19 protein-coding genes and 1 pseudogene are annotated in these 19,890 nt (G+C 38.4%); 6 read left to right on the top strand and 14 right to left on the bottom strand.

Annotation, left to right across the window (positions count from 1 at the left end; translation table 11 throughout):
• Positions 1–22: 22 nt before the first annotated feature.
• From FTV32_RS11080 to FTV32_RS11065, 4 genes are read right to left on the bottom strand one after another with little or no spacing between them, the layout of a single operon-like run.
• Complete coding sequence (locus tag FTV32_RS11080) at positions 23–1,006, bottom strand: CsgG/HfaB family protein (protein WP_180028659.1); 984 nt, start codon at positions 1,004–1,006, stop codon at positions 23–25.
• A 52-nt stretch (positions 1,007–1,058) separates the two neighbouring features.
• Positions 1,059–1,658 carry a penicillin-binding protein activator LpoB gene (gene lpoB / locus FTV32_RS11075; RefSeq protein WP_092766650.1) on the bottom strand — a complete coding sequence of 200 codons (600 nt, stop codon included), beginning with the start codon at positions 1,656–1,658 and terminating at the stop codon, positions 1,059–1,061.
• A gap of 10 nt (positions 1,659–1,668) precedes the next feature.
• Positions 1,669–2,073 (bottom strand): YcfL family protein, encoded by a 405-nt coding sequence (locus tag FTV32_RS11070; protein WP_092766649.1) that lies wholly within the window; start codon positions 2,071–2,073, stop codon positions 1,669–1,671.
• 20 nt (positions 2,074–2,093) lie between these two features.
• Positions 2,094–3,464 carry a COG3014 family protein gene (locus tag FTV32_RS11065; protein WP_180028658.1) on the bottom strand — a complete coding sequence of 457 codons (1,371 nt, stop codon included), beginning with the start codon at positions 3,462–3,464 and terminating at the stop codon, positions 2,094–2,096.
• A gap of 308 nt (positions 3,465–3,772) precedes the next feature.
• On the opposite strand from FTV32_RS11065, the gene FTV32_RS11060 reads away from it, so the two are divergent.
• Both FTV32_RS11060 and ruvX read left to right on the top strand, forming a co-directional pair.
• Positions 3,773–4,327: a YqgE/AlgH family protein gene (locus FTV32_RS11060; protein ID WP_035266003.1), complete on the top strand. Its 555-nt coding sequence runs from the start codon at positions 3,773–3,775 to the stop codon at positions 4,325–4,327.
• Positions 4,320–4,763 carry a Holliday junction resolvase RuvX gene (gene ruvX, locus FTV32_RS11055; protein ID WP_035266001.1) on the top strand — a complete coding sequence of 148 codons (444 nt, stop codon included), beginning with the start codon at positions 4,320–4,322 and terminating at the stop codon, positions 4,761–4,763. Before FTV32_RS11060 ends, ruvX begins: the two co-directional genes overlap by 8 nt.
• Positions 4,764–4,779: 16 nt before the next feature.
• On the opposite strand, the gene FTV32_RS11050 is transcribed toward ruvX, so the two are convergent.
• Positions 4,780–5,403, bottom strand: coding sequence for an alpha-ketoglutarate-dependent dioxygenase AlkB (locus tag FTV32_RS11050; protein ID WP_180028657.1), 624 nt, complete (start codon positions 5,401–5,403; stop codon positions 4,780–4,782).
• A gap of 135 nt (positions 5,404–5,538) precedes the next feature.
• On the opposite strand from FTV32_RS11050, the gene FTV32_RS11045 reads away from it, so the two are divergent.
• Positions 5,539–7,341, top strand: a complete 1,803-nt coding sequence (locus FTV32_RS11045) for an ABC transporter ATP-binding protein (RefSeq protein WP_180028656.1) — start codon at positions 5,539–5,541, stop codon at positions 7,339–7,341.
• A gap of 3 nt (positions 7,342–7,344) precedes the next feature.
• Here FTV32_RS11045 and FTV32_RS11040 read toward each other — a convergent pair whose 3' ends face one another.
• The 5 genes from FTV32_RS11040 to uvrC all read right to left on the bottom strand — a co-directional run bounded on the left by FTV32_RS11040 (position 7,345) and on the right by uvrC (position 11,803).
• A complete protein-coding gene (locus FTV32_RS11040; protein WP_180028655.1) occupies positions 7,345–7,878 on the bottom strand; it encodes a DUF4269 domain-containing protein in 534 nt (177 codons plus the stop codon).
• Between the two features lie 98 nt (positions 7,879–7,976).
• The gene (locus FTV32_RS11035; RefSeq protein ID WP_218947407.1) at positions 7,977–8,291 is read right to left on the bottom strand and encodes a hypothetical protein; all 315 of its coding nucleotides are present in this window, start codon (positions 8,289–8,291) and stop codon (positions 7,977–7,979) included.
• A gap of 111 nt (positions 8,292–8,402) precedes the next feature.
• On the bottom strand, positions 8,403–8,990 hold the full coding sequence (gene pgsA, locus FTV32_RS11030; RefSeq protein ID WP_035265993.1) for a CDP-diacylglycerol--glycerol-3-phosphate 3-phosphatidyltransferase: 588 nt from the start codon (positions 8,988–8,990) through the stop codon (positions 8,403–8,405).
• 103 nt (positions 8,991–9,093) lie between these two features.
• Complete coding sequence (locus FTV32_RS11025; protein ID WP_180028653.1) at positions 9,094–9,888, bottom strand: acyl-CoA thioesterase II; 795 nt, start codon at positions 9,886–9,888, stop codon at positions 9,094–9,096.
• Positions 9,889–10,003: 115 nt separating this feature from the next.
• Positions 10,004–11,803: an excinuclease ABC subunit UvrC gene (gene uvrC, locus FTV32_RS11020; RefSeq protein ID WP_180028652.1), complete on the bottom strand. Its 1,800-nt coding sequence runs from the start codon at positions 11,801–11,803 to the stop codon at positions 10,004–10,006.
• A gap of 228 nt (positions 11,804–12,031) precedes the next feature.
• Between uvrC and FTV32_RS11015 the strand changes: the two genes are divergently transcribed.
• The gene (locus FTV32_RS11015) at positions 12,032–13,078 is read left to right on the top strand and encodes an AAA family ATPase (protein ID WP_180028651.1); all 1,047 of its coding nucleotides are present in this window, start codon (positions 12,032–12,034) and stop codon (positions 13,076–13,078) included.
• Positions 13,079–13,113: 35 nt separating this feature from the next.
• Here FTV32_RS11015 and FTV32_RS11010 read toward each other — a convergent pair whose 3' ends face one another.
• Both FTV32_RS11010 and lpxO read right to left on the bottom strand, forming a co-directional pair.
• Positions 13,114–14,067, bottom strand: coding sequence for a hypothetical protein (locus FTV32_RS11010; RefSeq protein WP_035265985.1), 954 nt, complete (start codon positions 14,065–14,067; stop codon positions 13,114–13,116).
• Between the two features lie 129 nt (positions 14,068–14,196).
• Positions 14,197–15,111 carry a lipid A hydroxylase LpxO gene (lpxO, locus tag FTV32_RS11005; RefSeq protein WP_035265982.1) on the bottom strand — a complete coding sequence of 305 codons (915 nt, stop codon included), beginning with the start codon at positions 15,109–15,111 and terminating at the stop codon, positions 14,197–14,199.
• 505 nt (positions 15,112–15,616) lie between these two features.
• Here lpxO and fadB point away from each other — a divergent pair.
• Together fadB and fadA are read left to right on the top strand one after the other, a co-directional pair.
• Positions 15,617–17,770, top strand: a complete 2,154-nt coding sequence (gene fadB / locus FTV32_RS11000; protein ID WP_180028650.1) for a fatty acid oxidation complex subunit alpha FadB — start codon at positions 15,617–15,619, stop codon at positions 17,768–17,770.
• A gap of 12 nt (positions 17,771–17,782) precedes the next feature.
• Positions 17,783–18,955: an acetyl-CoA C-acyltransferase FadA gene (gene fadA / locus FTV32_RS10995; protein WP_180028649.1), complete on the top strand. Its 1,173-nt coding sequence runs from the start codon at positions 17,783–17,785 to the stop codon at positions 18,953–18,955.
• A 49-nt stretch (positions 18,956–19,004) separates the two neighbouring features.
• On the opposite strand, the gene FTV32_RS10990 is transcribed toward fadA, so the two are convergent.
• Together FTV32_RS10990 and FTV32_RS10985 are read right to left on the bottom strand one after the other, a co-directional pair.
• Positions 19,005–19,652, bottom strand: coding sequence for a hypothetical protein (locus FTV32_RS10990; RefSeq protein ID WP_180028648.1), 648 nt, complete (start codon positions 19,650–19,652; stop codon positions 19,005–19,007).
• Between the two features lie 2 nt (positions 19,653–19,654).
• A pseudogene (locus tag FTV32_RS10985) lies at positions 19,655–19,890 on the bottom strand (IS5/IS1182 family transposase); the annotation flags it as partial.

The following is a 19,890-nucleotide window of genomic DNA, read 5'->3' as shown; positions in this document are numbered from 1 at the left end:
AGTTTTTCAACTGGGATTTTTTTCACCATTTAATTGGTTTTTCACTAGAACCAGGCGTCATTTCATAAGTAGGTACAAAGTTTGTCCCCTCACCTAATGATTTAGCCTTTAGTTTGAGTGCTACTAAGACATCATCAGCCAATGACTCTGCGAGCTTTTCAGCGCCGCTAGCTTGGATTGTATTATCTAATAAATTTTGAACCTGATTTTTACTCATATTACGATTAAAATTACCAGCAGCAACAACTTTACTTGTGTTCGCCTCAATCACTCGCCAAGATAGTCTTACTTGTTCAGCACCATGATTTAAGCCATACATGGTTTGTCCATTATCTTGGCTTAAATTATTTATGCGTCCCACTAGTAGATAATCCGCTCCGACTTTTTGTTGAAGTCTGGCCATTTCTTGTGGAGCACCATCCCAGAAAAGGAACTCATTTTCGAATTGCATTTCTTCTAAGTAGTGACGATCTACCAAGCTTAATTGACCAGACTGGGATAAATAATTTCCCAAACTATCAGCGAGTTCTGAGCTAAACTCTCTCGCAGTCTGATTGCCGGCTACACGATTATTTTTTTCAAAAAATTGAAATGGTAAAACAGCAATCCTACGCTGTCCTTGATCCTGAACTGAAGATTGAAATTGAATGATATGAGCACGAACTTTTGCACGATAATTATTCTTTGATCCAGAAACACTCAAAACCTGAAATTTTGAAACTGATCCAGAGCCTGAGCTTTCCACGCTAAAGACAGGTGAAGATTTACCTACATATGTCCATTGGCGATTAGACAAAGACATATTGACCGTCTGCTCCATATCAACGCGTTGAGAAACTGTTGTACCATTAACAGATTGAACTGCTATAAGTAAAGCTTCAGATATAGCTTGATGTTGTGTAGAACCACTTCCTGAAGCCTCTTTCACAACCTCTTTCAGCTGTGCATATGCAGAACTACTGCAAACTCCTAAGATTGCTAAAGCAGATATAAGTATTTTTTTCATAAATTTCTTCTAAAGTGATTACGCCTAAGACATAATCACTGAGCTATTTTTATTACAGACCAAATGCAGAGCGCTTACCTGATTTACGAATTTCTTTTTCGCTTGTCCATTCAACAATACCCGTTTGGACATTTTGTAATTTCAAAGTAAATTTGTAGTACACATCGCTACGGCCACCAGCATTTTTAACAATGCTAGAGAGATTCCCATTCAGCATAAATTCCGCACCAATATGACCGCCAGCTTTAACAGAAGTCGCTTGATTAACTAATCCACTATTTTTTTGATAATTCAATTGATTCGCCATAGCGTTAACAGCTGTCATATCTACAAAACGAAACTTACCAGAGTTAATCAATTTATTTTGAATCGTGTCAGTAATTGATTCCGTATCAATATGTTCTTGAGTTTTATTACGTATACGATCAACAAACATAACGGGACGGCGTGTCTGAGTAAGTTGGACGATTACTGGGAATGTCAGCATGTCATCAACCATTTTGTCTGCAATCATTTGCAAATCCGTTGATCCAAAATCAGTTGTTAAAGTTTCAACAGATTGTGCATCACCATAACGAACCGCACTAGTCGATGCACAACCAGTAAATGCGGCTGCCATTAATACTGAAGCAAATAAAACTTTAATATTCATTGTGAGATCCTTAATCTTTCTTTAAATAAACAACAACATCTACAGCTGATGGATTTGGTGCCACGGATTGGACTGTTTTTACTTCACGTCCAGTGAGTTGAATCGGCTTCCAACGGGAGCCTTCAGGATTGACCTCCATCCCTTGTGCATCAACCCATACAATTTTGTACTCGAAATTTTTATTCACATACCAACGGTCTTTGATTGACAGAGACACTTTCTTTAAATCACCAATGGTTGCCATGCTTACACGCTCAATCATCACCTCTGATGTAAGCTTAGGATTATTACCAATTGTTTTTACGACATAACTTCCATCTAAAGCGGTATGAGTTGAAAGTGAGTTTGATGCTGTACAACCTACTAAAACAGCAGAAAAGCCAAGCGCCAATGTGATTTTAAAAATAGAATTCATAATTAACTCTTTATAAATTTTTAGTGAGAGACTGTACTAACACTAGTCGTAATTTTATCGTTCACGTCATTCACATAAACAAATACTGTTTGATTAGGCAAAGCCTCCAACTTCATAATTTCACTTTTTGCTTTACGTCCAAGGATCTGCAAAGAATGAACACCTGGCTTTAATTCAAATCTTGATATTTGAGTATTACTTGGAAGCGTAGACCAAGCTCTCAAATCTGCACGCTCAGTGGCTATATTCATTAATGTCCCTGCCAATTGACCAATCGCACCAAGTTGATTACCCAACTCTTGCTGAACCGCGTACTTTGCTGTTGCTCTTATTATTTGAGTAGTGACAGTATTGAGTGTTTTTTCTTTTAACTCTTTAACTGCTAATGCTCCAATATCATTCAGTACAAAGCTTTGATGCATCGTCTTATCTCCCACCTTCACTCGCAGTGTCTGAGGTATTTGATATGTACTAGGTTCATAAGTTGCAAACGCAATATTCACGATGCCATTCGGCAAAGGTAACGCTAATTTATTTTCAATTTTTTCTGGGACTGTCCCCTGTTCAATAAAAACAATAACAGGAACGAAATTACCTTTTTTAATTTGGCTATGATCTAAACGCTTAACATCTTTAGCAATATATTGATCAGGCTGTAATTCATATGATTTTTTATAATCAACAAGTGCATCATTTAATTCACCTGTAGCCTCCCATAAATTTGCCGCCATATAAAAAGCATAGGCATTCTGATATGAATTTTTAATTTTGCCAGCAATTGGATCTAATCCTACAAAAGCTTCATCAAGCACATTAAAAGCTGATGATGTATTAGCATTGCTTTCTTTTTCTTTAAGCTTTTCAGCTTTTTTTTCTAATTCCTTTTGATGATCTATTTCGATTTCTCGCTGTATGCGCTGAGCTATACGCATTTCAACGCCAGCAGCTTCTGGATTATTTAAATAAATATAATTTTTGGCCTGAGCAACGTGAGCCAATACTTGCTCATAACGAGGCACATCATAAGGCATGACGGAGTCATTACTCAGTAATGATAAAGCTTTAAAACCTAGACGGCTCACACTTACTTTAGCTCTATTATTTTGTTTATCTATTATCTCAAAAGCTTGCTTATACGCATCGGCACTTTCTTGATACTGATGATTAACTTGTAAAAGACGAGCTTTTTCAAGTAAATAAAGTCCAGCATCTTTTGATTTAATTTTTTTATCAAAACTCTCAATAATATTTGATGCTAACTCACCATTTAGATGGCTTCTAAACAAACTCCCATCTTCAGCATAAGTATTAAAAACAGCACTATTTGTAGTACTACACAATCCCAGTAAAACAAACGAAAAAATAAGTGTATTTTTTTTAAAAAAATTCATGATCTAAATTAATTTATTACCCCTTATCAAAATGATACAAATATTAATATTATGTTTCAATAAAATAACAAATTACAAAATTAAGATACAATAACCTGAGTTCAGTTACACTTAACAATATATATTTTAAAGTTTTAGATAATCGTTAAAAGAATAAAAAAAACACTTAATTACTTAATATTACTAAATTTTAATTGTTACAATTTTTTTATATTTTTGAGTTCCTTATTTCTTTTTACCATATTTTTTCAAATCTATATAAATTAAGGTATTGTTCTTGGAAAGACATATTTTGGAGAAGCCATTAGGTGAGTAAACAATTTCTAACGCACCGTTGCCTGATTGCCCCACCTGATTTAGCAGATGATTTCTTCGCAAATAGTGTGGTCTATATCGCTCGTCATGATCATGAAGGTGCGCAGGGAATTATGATCAATCGTCCAGCTGGGATTCAGGTTAAAGAACTCTTAACAGATCTTGATATCGTTGCAGATCATGTTCACCCACATGATGTCTTACAAGGTGGTCCTTTACGACCAGAAGCGGGTTTTGTACTTCATACAGGTCAACCTACTTGGCATGCGTCCATCGCTGTAGGTGAAAACCTTTGTTTAACAACTTCAAAGGATATTCTTGATGCAATCGCACACAATGAAGGTGTTGGTCGCTATCAAATTGCTTTAGGCTATGCAAGTTGGAGTAAAAACCAGTTGGAGCAAGAAATCGCTCGAGGTGACTGGCTCATTTGTGACTCTGATATGGATTTGATTTTTAACTTACCCTATGACGATCGCTGGGACGCTGCCTATAGAAAAATGGGGGTCGATCGTACATGGCTTTCATCTGAGATTGGACATGCCTGATTCAACTACCGCTCAACTCATTATGGCCTTTGACTTTGGCACACAAAAAACAGGAATGGCTGTAGGATCGTCTATTATTGAAAGTGCTACACCACTTTCACTTTTACCGATGAAAGATGGCATTCCCAATTGGGATGATCTTCTCAAAATTGTAAAACAGCATTCTCCAAATCTGTTTTTAGTCGGGCTACCACTGAATATGGATGATAGCGAATCGGAACTATCAACACGAGCACGTAAATTTGCCCGTCGTTTAAGACACCAAACCAATATAGAAACATGGATGGTGGATGAGCGATTAACAACTCGCGAAGCGCGTGATGAACTCGATCATTATCAGGCGCAAGGGCGTGGAAAAAAGTTGTCCGCAGACAGCTTGGCAGCCGCTTTATTTATTGAAAGTTGGTATCGTAATCCTCAAGGTATTCAACCTTAATAGAATACTTGCCATTTCATCTAGGATAAAAATAGCGAAAGGTTAAATTGATTCTAGGCTCTAATACTTTGGTTGATTTCGCTAAAGTGTGTTTCCAAAAACGCTGTGTTTGACCTTTCATCACAATCAACTGTCCTGATTGTAGATACATTTCCGCAGTATGAATTTTATCACGATGTTTAAATCTAAATTTTCGGGTTGCGCCGAGACTCAGTGAGGCAATGACAGTCTCGCCATGTTCAGGATCTCTTAATGCAGCCTCATCATCACTATGCCATCCTACACCTTGAGTTCCATCTTCATACAAATTAGCCAAACAAGAATTAAATTGAACTCCTGTTATAAGTTCAATTTTTTGCTTGAGTGCTAATAATTTCAAATCCCAAATCTGTGCTTGTTTATCCATTCCTGAATAGTGATATTGATAGTTTTGGTCACCATACCATACGACTTTACGACCCGTCTTAAAATATTGGCCGTATAAAATCACTTCATCCTGTTTCCAAGCCAAACCTTCTAAAAAATAATCGAAATAATCCTGTGATTCAGCATGAGTAAGTATAAGGCCGTAATCTTCTACAATCCCATCACAAGGTAGGAGATTTGAATTGGGTTCGGGTGCAAACAGCTCAAAGTTCATAACCAATTTGCCATGAAAATATAACCGTATATTAGCTGAATATTTCAACTGACAAATTGAAACATTGTGAACGCTTGTGACACTGGACAATCAAGCTTAGACTGGCATAAATCTAGACAATAAAAACAATCGCTTATGAATTTATGGCAACTTTTTCTAAAACTTAAACCTTTCGTTCGACCTTATCGCTTTTTAGTGATTGCCACTCTCTTTCTTACGCTCATCGGCTCTTTCACAGCTCAAGTGAATGCACTCACTTTGCAATATGCAGTTGATGAAATTAATGCGCTGGTTGAGAATGGCTTTGGCTTAGCCGAAGGCTGGAATATCCTGATTACCATTACAGCGATATTATTGGGTAAAGAAGTGATTAATGCTTTTGTTCAATTCGGACAAAAGTTTTATGGTGAAAAACTTAGAATTTTTATTTCTCAAGATCTAGCACAAGGCATCATTGAAAAATTTCTGACCTATAGATTAGCTTTTTTCAACGAAGAGAATAATCAGGCGGGAAAATTACAAACACGAATCGATCGTGGTATTGGCTCTCTGACTCGTCTAGTTCAAATATTCTTTATTGACATTTTGCCGTTATTTACCAGTGCGATCGTGGCTTTAGGATTAATGTACTACGCCAACTTTTATGTTGGCTTGGTAGCGACCACTATCGTTCCAATCTACTTCTGGTTAACTTATAAACAAGCACAAAAACTCGGAGGCTGGCGTCGAAATTTACGTGATGGTCGAGAAAAGAAAAGCCAAGGTATCCTCGGAATTATTAATTCAATTACGGTTATCAAATCTTTCAACCGCGAGTCAATAGAATCAACCAAACAACTCAAACTACAAAAAGAACTCACAGATAATCAAATGCAAACCCGTCAAGTCAGCTTTTTATTTGATGGGTTAAAAACCTTTATTGAACAAATAGGCATTGTTTTAATCATCATCCTAACTGCGTATTTTGTGCTTGATGGTCAGATGAGCATCGGTATGATCATGTTTCATGTACTGTTGTTCAATAATGTATCCGCGCCAATTCGCTCCTTACATCGTATATATGATGAAGTAAATGATGCCATGATCTATTCAGAAAGCTTCTTTAAAATTTTAGAAGCAGATGATCAAATTGAACCTACAGGTCAACTCAAACCCGAAATTCAAGGAAAATTTACGCTGAAAAATGTTGAATTCTTTTATCCAAACGGTCACCACGCACTAAAGAATATCAATATGGAGATTCGACCCAATAAAATTACTGCATTAGTTGGCTTATCAGGTGCGGGAAAATCAACCTTAATCAGTCTTTTAGATAAATTTTATGAACCTAATCAGGGATGTATCGAACTCGATGGCATCGATCTTAATCAAATTGATACACAATATTTGAGAGATCATATTGGATTAGTCCTACAAAAAAATCATATTTTCCAAGGGACTATTCTTGAAAATATTCGCTATGGTAAAACAGATGCCACTGAAGAAGACGTGATCATTGCTGCTAAAAAAGCCTCCATTCATGAGCAAATTTCACAACTTCCAGATGGCTATCATTCCGATGCATTGCAACTCTCTGGAGGACAACAACAGCGTATTGCGATTGCTCGTATGTTCTTGAAAAATCCGCCGATTATCTTTTTAGATGAACCGACAGCGAGTTTGGATGCCATCGCTTCGGAACAAATTAAACAAAGCCTTGATGAGATTAAACAAGGACGTACTGTCATTATTATCTCACACAGCCTGTCGCAAATTATCGATGCGGATTATACCTATGTCATGAAAGAAGGCGAAATTGCCGAGCATGGAGAACATGATGCCCTTTACCATCAAGACGGTGTGTATAAACAAATTTTTGATGCGATGGCTAAAAGTTTGAATATCGAAAAAATTGCAAAAACTTTTGAAGACGATGGAGATGAGGAAACCCATAGTTAAAGTTTAATCTAGGTAACCTTGGCATTGAAGCAGTTGAATCAATACACAGTCATCTGCTTCATATAGCTGACTTAACTTCGTGTAAGGATCACCATCGAGCGCTAATATTTGTGCAAATGCAGGTTCAGTTTTTATATCTTTTTGCTTAAGGCGAATGATTTCCTGTTTAAATTGGTCATTTGCCAAATCTAATATTCTATGTTCAACGTAGAAGTGCTGGAATCCCGCCTGCTGATGAATTGGTGTTGTAGAACAAAATATCTCAATTGACCAAGCACAATATTCGAATCGGCAAATCCAAGTATCACGTTCAAAATAACTTCGCTCAATGCACCATGCCTTATAGGTTTGAAATAATTTTAGTGTTTCAATCAAATGATTCTCTTGCTCAATCGGATAACTACAAATGAGGTCGATATCACTTTCTGCTGTTGCAATTCCTAAAGGTGGCGTACCGACCACTGTAACTTGATACCGCTTGAGTATTTCCAAAAGGTTTAAGTCATCAATGACTTTCTGAAAGTGTATTTTTTTCATTGTTATTTTTAATCTCTAAGATGATTCAACTTTAAAGCGGTTGAATCCCCCAATATGGATTACTTTAACCCTCAGCAGAAAAGCTTAAGCAATTAAGGTTATTTTTGATTTTCGATAACATCAAACGCATAAACAGTTTTAATATAATTTCGATACTGCGTTGAATAAGAGATTTCCAAACAACGCATAAGGTATGCTTTCTCTTTTGAATATTGATAGCTGCCTAACGCTTCTTTGAGCGCTTGATCAATATAATTTTGCACTTGTTTTGACGCCTCATGGCTATGCTCACCGAGTTGAAAATATCCACCTCTCGCAATATTTGCTTCATTTGTATAAATCTCAGAATGAGATAGACAATACGCGATTCTATCATTATGCAAATACTCTTGTGCCCGTGATAAATCATCCACATAAATGCTTGAACTCGACAAGATACTCAAAGCAATAGCAAATTTACTTCTCATTTTTTAATTCACGTTCTTAACGAAATAAAAAAAGCGCCTTTTGGCGCTTTAAATACATTAGGGTTGTTTTAGATACGGCCATGCCGCTCTTAAATAAATAAACATGGACCACAGTGTTAAAATTACAGCGGTATATAACAAACCATATGCAACTAATTCAAGTGGTTTCCAATTGAGTAAGAACACGGAAATAGCAATCATCTGAAAAGCTGTTTTATATTTGCCAACTGTAGATACAGCTACATTGGTACGTGCACCGAGCTCAGCCATCCACTCACGTAAAGCAGAAACCGTAATCTCGCGTGAAATAATCACAATCGCAGCAAAAGCCATCGAAATTGTAGGTTGCCATTGCACCAAAACAATCAATGCTGCCGCGACCATTAATTTATCCGCAACAGGATCTAAAAAACGTCCGAATGCAGAAGTCTGATTCAATGTTCTTGCCAAGTAACCATCAAACCAATCTGTGACAGCAGCAATCACAAAAATTGCAGTCAGAATGATATGACGCGTCATACCCCCTTCATGCCCACCCACACCAATCGCAGGAGGCCAATAGGCAATAATTAAAAAAACAGGTATTAACGCAATACGTGCTAGCGTCAAGATATTTGGTATATTCAGGATGCGACCTGTAGACATAGACACCGCCAGTTTGCCCCAATTACAGCTAAAATTTGCAATAAAAACTTGAGCTTTGATTCTTTAATCCGCTTACTTTAAACGATTCACTACCCGCTGTCGACTAGGCAAAAATCGCGACAGTCTGTCTACAAATTGCAACGAGACAGTCATTATGGTCCCAAATATGGGCATATTCAGTAGAATAACCATGCGCAGAATGATCTGTAAATACTTTATATTTAAACCAATCTCGTCGGTCAGCTTGAATAGGTTCTAACAGCGTCACATACCAAGAAATTGAACTTCCCGGTGCTGGTTTTTTTAATATAGGAAAAATTCCTGCAGGCCAAATATCTAACATTGCTATAAATTCAGGCATGCTCAGCGGACCTGCTTCAAATTTAGATTCTGCATATCGAAACCACCCACCAAAATCTGGCTTTTCAGCAGCCGTACAAGGGTATTTCCCTTCAGCCCAAATCAGATCATAGTTCTGATAGCATTGCGGCATAAGAGGATGATAAGGCAACTTAACTAAACTTTCAGGCGAATCATACTGTGGTGCTGTGCGAGTTTGATCCATATTCACAACTGATTCACGGTCTGAACCAAAACTTGCCAGCAGAATTCCCTGTACAGCATCATCCTGCCAAATCCGAGCCTCAATATTAGTCACAGATTTACCTTGCCTTAAAATTTCCACTGTCACTTTGACTGGCTTTTCCTGAACAGGACCCACAAATACCACACTGGTGCTCAATAATCTTTTTTGAGGGTCATGAATCATTTGTGTTGCTTTGTGTAGCATCATCGCCGTGGTTAAACCACCAAAAATGGTACGACCTTGCAACCAACCCTCAGGGATCCCCACCCATTCTTGTTGATCAATTTCTTGAAATACCTGTCCAAATGACATGTGCAACCCTTTTATTTTAAATTTCTTATCGCGCTAGCATGCTGAATTTTCAGATTGAGGTAAATGATCAATGACTCGCAGGTCAATGAGCATTTTGGCAAATTGATATGCATGATTACTCATGCAAGATTTTGTACACAGTCCGAGCGAGATTTGCACCAAAACCTGGGACTAAATTCAGATCCTTTTCAGAGGCTTTTAATACCCCTTGAATCCCACCAAAATGTGTTAATAAATCACGGCGGCGTTTTGGTCCTAGCCCTGGAATGGCTTCTAAAACTGACTGCCCACGACGTTTATCGCGCTTGGCACGATGTTTAGTAATGGCAAATCGATGCGCCTCATCACGAACCTGTTGAATTAAATGTAGCGCTTTATGGTCTTCAGGCAGTTGAATCTTTGTGCCATCAGTGAAATGTAAGGTTTCCAAACCAGGCTTACGTCCTTCCCCTTTTGAAACCCCCACCATGAATGCATCCAATCCAAGATCTTGCATGACCTGCATTGCCATATGTAATTGCCCTTTACCACCATCGATGAGAAGCAAATCTGGCAGCATCGCCTTCTTATACCGTCGTGTCAAAGCCTGACGCATGGCAGCATAATCATCACCGCCAGTGATATCTTCGATAGCAAACTGACGGTAATCGCGCTTGCGAGCCCCTCCACTATCAAAGACAACACAAGAAGCGATCGTTGCTTCGCCCATCGTATGGGATATATCAAAACATTCGATACGATCAATTGGACGTCCGACCACCTCTTCTAACTGATGAAAACGTTCATTCAATTCATAATGGTTAGCAAGTTGTCCTTTAATGGCATGCTGTACATTCATGGTCGCAAGCTCGAGCCATTCTGCACGGGTTTCTCGAACTTTTGATTTAATCAGAATTTTTTTGCCAAAATTTTGTTGTAGTGCCTCTTCTATGTCTTTCTTGTCTGGCAGCTCCACGTTGACGATTAATTCTGTTGGAATCTCATCGGCAACTTGGAAATAAAAGTTCGCGATAAAATCTGCCAGCATTTGTCCCAAATCATCGCCCAACATATCTGGGAAATAACTTTTTCCTCCCAACATCTTGCCATTACGCACATGCATAATCTGAACGCACGTTACCCCCGCTTGGTATGCGATCGCCAATATATCTGCTTCACCTTTGACTTTATAAATCGCTTGTTGCGTTTGGACATCACGCAATAATGCCATCCGATCACGATAAAAAACGGCTTTTTCAAATTCAAGAGCTTCTGCTGCCGCTTCCATTTTGGCAATTAATTCTTGATTAAGCTCACGTGTGTCCCCTTGTAAAAAACGAATAGAGTTATCAACATCATCTTTATAATCTTCAGGTGATATCATACCCACACATGGAGCTGAGCAACGTTTAATTTGATACTGCAAACACGGTCTTTTACGTTGCGCAAAATAACTATTTTCACATTGGCGGACATTGAATAATTTTTGTAAGACCACCAATGTATCACGTGCATTATAAGCACTTGGATAAGGTCCAAAAAATTTACCTGCTTGATGTTTCCCCTTACCACGACCTGCTGCAATACGTGGATAAGGCTTATCACTGGACACAAAAATATAGACGTAAGATTTATCATCTCGCAGCATGATGTTATACGGCGGTCGATGAAGCTTAATTAAGTTTTGTTCAAGAAGTAATGCTTCCGTTTCTGAGCGGACCACCATGGTTTCAATATCATGAATGCGGGCAACTAAAGCCTGTGTTTTGGGATGCTCAATGGTTTTAACAAAATAGCTAGAAACACGATTTTTTAAATTCTTCGCTTTTCCCACATACAACAACTCTCCATCTTTACCTAACATGCGATAGACACCAGGCAAAGTCGTAAGATTGGCTAAGATTTTTTCAATGTGTTCACGTGCGTTTTCGTTCACAAGCAGCCTTTAATGTAGAGTCAGTCATTCATGCAACAGCATGAGCTTATTGTGATGGTAACGCGCTCTATTTCAAGTGCATTTCGGTAGACGATTTTAAAACCTTGTTGATCCAACAGTTCAGAGCAATGATCGCAGATTTGATAATCAGCTGATTGTTAAAAAGTCTGAGTTGTTAAATTCAAGTTTGATATGCTTTTCAACTGATTCATTCATGGATGCGCCAACATGACTGCGACCGATCGTGCTTTTCACGCCATACAACCTGCACTCTCATCCCATAGTCCTTCAGAAAAAGATCGACTCATTGGAAAGTCTCGCTTTCATTTTGAACCAGCCAAAGTGATGCAGTTATTGCGTGATCGTATCATTGGGCAAAATCCAGCCTTAGATGAAATCGAAAAAATGCTTCACGTGGTCAAAGCTGACTTTTCAAGTCCTGAACGCCCCTTGTCCGTCACCTTAATGCTTGGACCAACAGGTGTTGGTAAAACAGAGACTGTTCGTTTGATTGCTGAAGCGATTTATGGTCGTCCTGATGCATTTTGTCGTATCGATATGAATACACTGGCTCAAGAACATTATGCAGCCGCTTTAACAGGCGCTCCGCCTGGATATGTCGGTTCAAAAGAAGGTCATAGTTTATTCGATGAAACTGCGATTAATGGCTCTCATACCCGTCCTGGCATTATGCTGTTTGATGAACTTGAAAAAGCCTCTCCCGAAGTGATTCGTGGCTTAATGAATGTGTTGGATACAGGTCGCCTAACCCTTACTGCTGGAACAAAAACGATTGACTTTCGTAATTGTATGATCTTTATGACCAGTAATGCAGGAGCACGCGCAGCACAACAATATTTAGATAAATTAAATGTTTTACCGCAAAAACTTCAGAATCTATGTTTAAAACGCTTACCCACGAAAGCCATTATTGAAAAAATACTGCATCGCAGTTTTGATCCCGAATTTCTGAATCGAATTGATCGTGTCCTTCATTATCAACCTGTTCAAGATGATGCACTCCCTAAATTGGTAGATATTGAACTGGAAAAACTCAATATTCGTTTGCAACATCAAAAACGTCAGGTTCATTTATCAGACCTTGCCAAAGCATATTTCTATCAGGGTCATGATATCCGCTTTGGGGCACGTCATTTAGCACGTAAAATAAGAACTGAACTAGAACCCATTATTGCGATCTACTTTCTAAAGCATCCAGATCAACTTCATCTCAAGCTGGATTGCAAAGACGGTCAGCTCACGATCATCAATTAATAAAAAAAGCCCATTATGGGCTTTTTTTAAACAAATCATCTTAAACCAGGAATCGTGACAAAGGATTCTGCTGCCGTTTTATTATAATACGTACACCCTTTTTCAATATTTGCCATTAACAACTGATAACGCTGTCTATTTTCTGCAACATCATCGTTCATTAACAATTTTTCATAGAGTTTATATTCATCATCAGTCGTACGCTTCAAAGTTTGATGATATTCAGCAGGATATAGTTTGCTTTCAAATTCAATGGCTGTTGAATCATCTAAACTAATCTTCATACTGGTGTCAAAAATACTGCTAAAATTCATACCCATCCAACGATCTTTAGCGAGTTGAAATTTCACTATTGGATTTTTGTCATTTAAAAGATCAAGATACAGCAAGTTATCTTCATAAAATTGGTTAAAACTCTCTTCCAATGGTTCACTCGTGTTTGGATAGAGTTGTAAATAATCTACTCTGTTTTGTTCTGCTTTCTTTCTATAACAATAGCTACCTGAAGAAAAATTTTTAAGACCATCTTTGGCGATAAACAATCTCACATTAGGGCTCAAATCATTTCGATCAATGTTGCGATAACCTGGTAAAACTGTATCAAAAACATTTTTACCCGATAGGTTTACACGCTCCATTTCGATATCCGTTTGGATGTCACCAATGATATTCATCGTCCAATGACTAGGACTATTCACACTGAGCGTATTTTGGGCTTGATCATAGGTTTGATAGATACGATTTCGCGTCACAATCACACTATTCAACGGTTTAAAACTATCCGTATAAGTAAATTGTCCATTTTGAAATTCAATATAATTTAAGCCGAATCGATCATTGGAATTATAGTAAATTGAATAGAGTTGATCACCGTTTCGAAATTGTGTACTCGGTGATGATTCATACGAATCTCCCGACCCACCGCCGCCACAGGCACTTAAAAAAAACGGTAAAACACTTAGTACTAATATTGTTTTTTTGAGATTCATTTGAATTTTCTTTTGTATATTTTACAGATAAAAGCATAGCTTTTATTGAACCACTTCTCAATTTTAATTTACATCATTTTAAGTAAAATTAAAAAATGCGCCCTGAGGCGCATTTTGATCTGAATGCTCTTAAAACACATAAGGTCGAATAAAAATCAGGAAGAATATCCCTAACATCAAGAACCATTTTAAAAAGTAATATAACTGACGGTTCTTCGCTTTCAGTGCTTTTGCTTTCACACGCAAGCGATAAATATAACCAAATGCTTTGTTCAGACCACCCGTTTGATCCCCTGCTTCATTCGGTGAACTTGCCGCAGTCATTACATTTTTACCAAACCAATGATTAAACCGTTCCATCCAACGTGTCTTTAAAGGACGCTCTACATCAGCAAAGAAAATAATACGATTTTGATCCGTCGTGTTTTCTGCATAATGAATGTAGGTTTCATCAAACACAACGCTTTCACCATCTCTCCATGAATATCGCTGACCATCTACATCAATAAAGCAACGATCATCATTTGGCGTCAACAACCCTAAATGATAGCGTAAAGATCCCGCATAAGGATCACGATGACGAACCAATCGACTATCAGGAGCAAGCTCAGTAAACATCGCCGCTTTAATGGTTGGCAATGTTTTAAGCAATGCTGTCGTTTTAGGGCACAGTTCTGCTGCTGAAGGATGTGCAGAGTCATACCATTTTAAATAAAAACGCTTCCAACCAGTTTTAAAAAATGAATTAAAGCCTAGATCATCATATTTTTCAGAGGCTTTGATCCCACCCTGCTCATATAAAGCTTTGGCTTCATCACGAATCATTTCCCAATTTTCATCTAACACTTTTAAATCTTTAAAATGCTGTGTGTCGATATAAGGCTGGTTTGGCACCTTAGAGAACATATACATCAAAAAATTAATAGGTGCCAAAATGGTCGAATGATCAAAGAATTGACGATAGAACGAATGTCGTACTTTTCCACGACGTTGAATATACAGTGCCGATATGATGAATATCGCGAGAATAATCCACTTGATCATTGATTGACTCGGTTTATCTTTGGTTAGCGGGTTAAATGAAGAGATGCTGCACCTAAATTGGAAGTGAATTGTTCCAATTTAGATGTATAGATAATCACGTAAATTGTATAACGACTACCCCAAACAACGAAACATTGTGTTCTACAAATAGACTTTTGATGGCTTTATATTTCAGTTTATTGACTTTTATGACGAAATTTAAAGTGCAAAATAACTTGAAATTACCTACCTACCCCAGATATAAGTTGAAGTGTTTTTAAATAAAATGCCAATTGAAACAATCGCTTTATTGTAAGAAGAACAAACTCTACATGCGCATCTGCTGTTTTATAACGCATGCTGGTGCAATAAATAGATGACCATTGCGTCACGGCTTGATACAACTTGTTATGTTCTTTTTCGATATAGTTATCGTAAGATTAGCGAAGCTTTAATGTGCGCAGGAAATACGCACTTGCTTCACAACATCAACTTAGAAGTCCTCCAAAAAAAAGGAGATCAGGGCATGATCCACGCTGGCAATGCCATTACCGTCCAAATGCTTTCGGACGGAATTGCAGAATTCCGCTTTGACTTACAAGGTGAGTCGGTTAATAAATTCAACCGCGCAACAATTGACGACTTTAAAGCTGCAATTGCTGCTGTTCAATCAAACGCTGAGATTAAAGGTCTTATCGTTACATCTGGTAAATCTACATTTATCGTTGGTGCAGACATCACTGAGTTTGGTGAAAACTTTGCGCAAGGCGAACAAGTCATTGTAGATTGGGCGATGCCTGTTCATGAAATCTTCAACTCATTCGAAGATTTAAATATTCCTAAAGTTGCTGCAATCAATGGTATGGCATTGGGCGGCGGTTTCGAAATGTGCTTGGTGTGTGACTATCGCGTGATGTCAGAATCAGCACAAGTTGGTCTTCCAGAAATTAAACTTGGGATCATTCCTGGTTTCGGTGGTACCGTTCGTCTAAGCCGTGTAATCGGTATCGATAACGCTGTTGAATGGATGGCAATGGCGAACCCGAAAAAAGCGCCTGCTGCACTTAAAGATGGTGCTGTCGATGCTGTGGTCGCTGCTGATAAATTACAAGATGCTGCGATCTCTATCGTTAAACAAGCAATCGAAGGTCGTTTAGACTGGAAAGCGAAGCGTCAAGAAAAATTAGATCCAATTAAGTTGAATCCATTAGAACAAATGATGGCTTTTAACTCATCTAAAGGTGTGGTGCTTGCGAAAGCTAATCCTGCACAATACCCTGCGCCAAAATTATTGCTTGATTCTATGCAAGCAGGTTCAAGCTTAGATCGTGCTGGTGCACTTCGCCAAGAAGCTGAACACTTTGCAAAAGCAGCGGTAACGCCACAAGCAGGCGCGTTGATTGGTCTATTCATCAACGACCAAGTTGTGAAGAAAACTTCGAAAAAATATGAACAAGGCGCTCACCCTGTAAATCAAGCTGCAGTGCTTGGTGCAGGTATCATGGGTGGTGGTATTGCTTATCAAGCGGCAAGCAAAGGCACACCAATTATCATGAAAGATATTGGTAACCCACAACTTGCTTTAGGAATGAAAGAAGCAAACGGTCTCCTGACTAAACAAGTTGAACGTAAGAAAATCAAGCCTGCTCAAATGGGTGAAACGCTTGCACGTATCCGTCCGACATTAAGCTATGATGAGTTTAAAGAAGTCGATATCGTAATCGAAGCGGTAACTGAAAACCCGAAAGTGAAAGGCATCGTACTCAAAGAAACTGAATCTAAAGTACGTGAAAACACGATCATTGCATCAAACACTTCTACGATCTCAATCACGCGTTTGGCTGAAAACCTAGAGCGTCCTGAGAACTTTGTAGGGATGCACTTCTTTAACCCAGTGCATATGATGCCTTTGGTTGAAGTGATCCGTGGTGAAAAAACTTCATCTGAAGCGATTGCAACGACTGTCGTCCTCGCTCAAAAAATGGGTAAAACTCCTATCGTTGTAAACGACTGTCCGGGCTTCCTTGTAAACCGCGTATTGTTCCCTTACTTTGGTGCGTTTGACCTTCTTCTTAAAGACGGCGCCGACTTCCAACAAGTCGACAAAGTAATGGAAAAATTTGGCTGGCCAATGGGTCCTGCATACTTAATGGACGTTGTCGGTATTGATACTGGCGTTCATGGTGCAGAAGTGATGGCTGAAGGTTTCCCTGACCGTATGAAGCCTGATTTCAAAGGTTCAATCCAAACAATGTATGAAGCACAACGTCTCGGTCAAAAGAACGATGTTGGTTTCTACAAATATGAATTGGACAAGAAAGGCAAGAAAGCAAAAACTGTTGATCCAACAGCGTATGACGTAATTGCTTCTGTCGTGACTGGTGAAAAACGTGAATTTGATCCTCAAGAGATCATTGACCGTATGATGATTGCTTTCTGTAACGAAACTGTTCGTTGCTTGGAAGACAACATCGTTGCAACACCAAACGAAGCAGATATGGCAATGATCATGGGTGTAGGCTTCCCTCCATTCCGTGGTGGTCCATGCCGTTACATCGATCAAACTGGTGTAGCTGAGTATGTTGCGCTTTGCGACAAGTATGCGCATTTAGGTAAGGCTTATGAAGCGCCACAAATGTTGCGTGACATGGCTGCTAACAATAAAAAATTCTACGGTTAAGGAGCAACGTGAATGGCTACTTTAAATCCACGTGACGTTGTCATCGTTGATGGCGTACGTTCAGCAATGGGTAAAACCAAAAATGGTATGTTCCGCAATGTACGTGCCGATAACTTATCTGCTGAATTAGTTCGTGCATTGGTTGCTCGTAACCAGTTTGATGTGAACGAAGTTGAAGATGTGATCTGGGGTTGTGTGAACCAAACTCTAGAGCAAGGCATGAACATCGGTCGTAACATCGTGTTATTGGCAGACTTACCAAAAACTGTTGCAGGTCAAACTGTTAACCGTCTTTGCGGTTCTTCAATGCAAGCAATTCATACCGCAACTGCTCAAATTGCGACTAACCAAGGTGATATCTTCATCATTGGTGGTGTTGAGCATATGGGCCACGTTGGCATGATGCATGGTATCGACTTGAACCCACAAGCATCTAAACATTATGCAAAAGCATCTAACATGATGGGCTTAACGGCTGAAATGTTAGGTCGTATGAATGGCATTAGCCGTGAAGAGCAAGACGCTTTTGGTGTTGAATCTCACCGTCGTGCTTGGGCTGCTACTCAAGAAGGTCGTTTCAAAAACGAAATCATTGGTGTTGAAGGTCATGATGCAAATGGCTTCAAAATCCTATGTGATGTAGACGAAGTGATTCGTCCAGATGCGAACCTTGAAGCATTTAAAGCGTTGCGTCCTGTGTTTGACCCTAAAGGCGGTACAGTGACTGCTGCTACATCATCAGCGTTGTCTGATGGTGCATCTGCAATGTTATTGATGTCTGCTGAGCGTGCACAAGCATTAGGTCTTAAGCCACGTGCTGTAATTCGCTCTATGGCGGTTGCAGGTTGTGATGCTGCGATCATGGGTTATGGTCCAGTTCCAGCAACTCAAAAAGCGCTTAAACGCGCTGGCTTGAGCATTGGTGATATTCAAACTGTTGAGTTAAACGAAGCATTTGCCGCTCAAGGTCTTTCAGTATTGAAAGGTCTAGGTTTACATGACAAACAAGACATCGTGAACTTAAACGGTGGTGCGATTGCGCTTGGTCACCCATTGGGCTGTTCTGGTGCGCGTATCACAACGACGTTGTTAAACGTGATGGAACAACAAGATACACAAATCGGTCTTGCGACGATGTGTATTGGTTTAGGTCAAGGTATCGCGACCATCATCGAACGTGTTTAATTCTTAAATACTTCGATAAAAAGAAACCCCGCTTATTGCGGGGTTTCTTTTAGATTCCTCTATATTTAATATCTGAAATTTCTGAAATTTTATTTCTAAAATAATTAATCAAATTTTTATAAATCTCAGGATTGATATTTTTAGCTATAGATTGATCTATTATTTTTATATATTCACCAAGTTCAATAAAATGTATAAAACCATATGAAAAATAAAAAGGCAGAATAATTTTATGATGATGTACAAAATCAATAAAAAAAGAATCTAATAAATCCGCATTCATTTTTATAGGAAAATCAAAAATCTCATCATCTTCTCTTACATATTGATTTTCACACTTAATCAAAATATTTTTCCTTAAAAAGTATTCAAGGTTATTTAAAACACTTTCAATTTTAAAAATATTCTTATTGTCACATTTTATTTCATCTTTATTAAAAAGAATACCAATATGCCCCTGTATTTTAAAAAGACTAAATCCTTCAACCCTATAAGAAAAGAATCCAACCATACATTTCAAGAATGCATCTAAGAGATGCATACTTTTAATTATTGAGTAATCTTCAATATTAAGTTCTTCCAAAACAGAATCATAATTTGAAAAATAATCATTAGTGATATAAAATTTGTTTTTTTCAATTATTTTAGGCTTTGTTGCACAAAGATTTGAAATGCAAAGCGCCCCTAATTGAGCCAAATTTAAGGCGTAACTTGGGTAAGTGGTCGACCTAATTCCGTAAATCTGTTAAGGACTGCTACACGTGCATGGATCTCATTCACTTGGCTATCAAAACTCCTTGCACTGAGCTTATCTCCTAATAATTTGATGCAATGCATCTTAGTTTCAACCAAACTTCGCCGATGATAGCCTGACCATTTTTTCCATAGTATCCTACCTAAACGTTTAATTGCTCGAAGTAATTCATTTCGCTCTA

The organism is Acinetobacter sp. YH16032, from assembly GCF_013417345.1.
Taxonomy (GTDB): domain Bacteria; phylum Pseudomonadota; class Gammaproteobacteria; order Pseudomonadales; family Moraxellaceae; genus Acinetobacter.
Note: the sequence above shows the minus strand (reverse complement) of the source record. Positions and strands in the feature narration are given on the sequence as shown.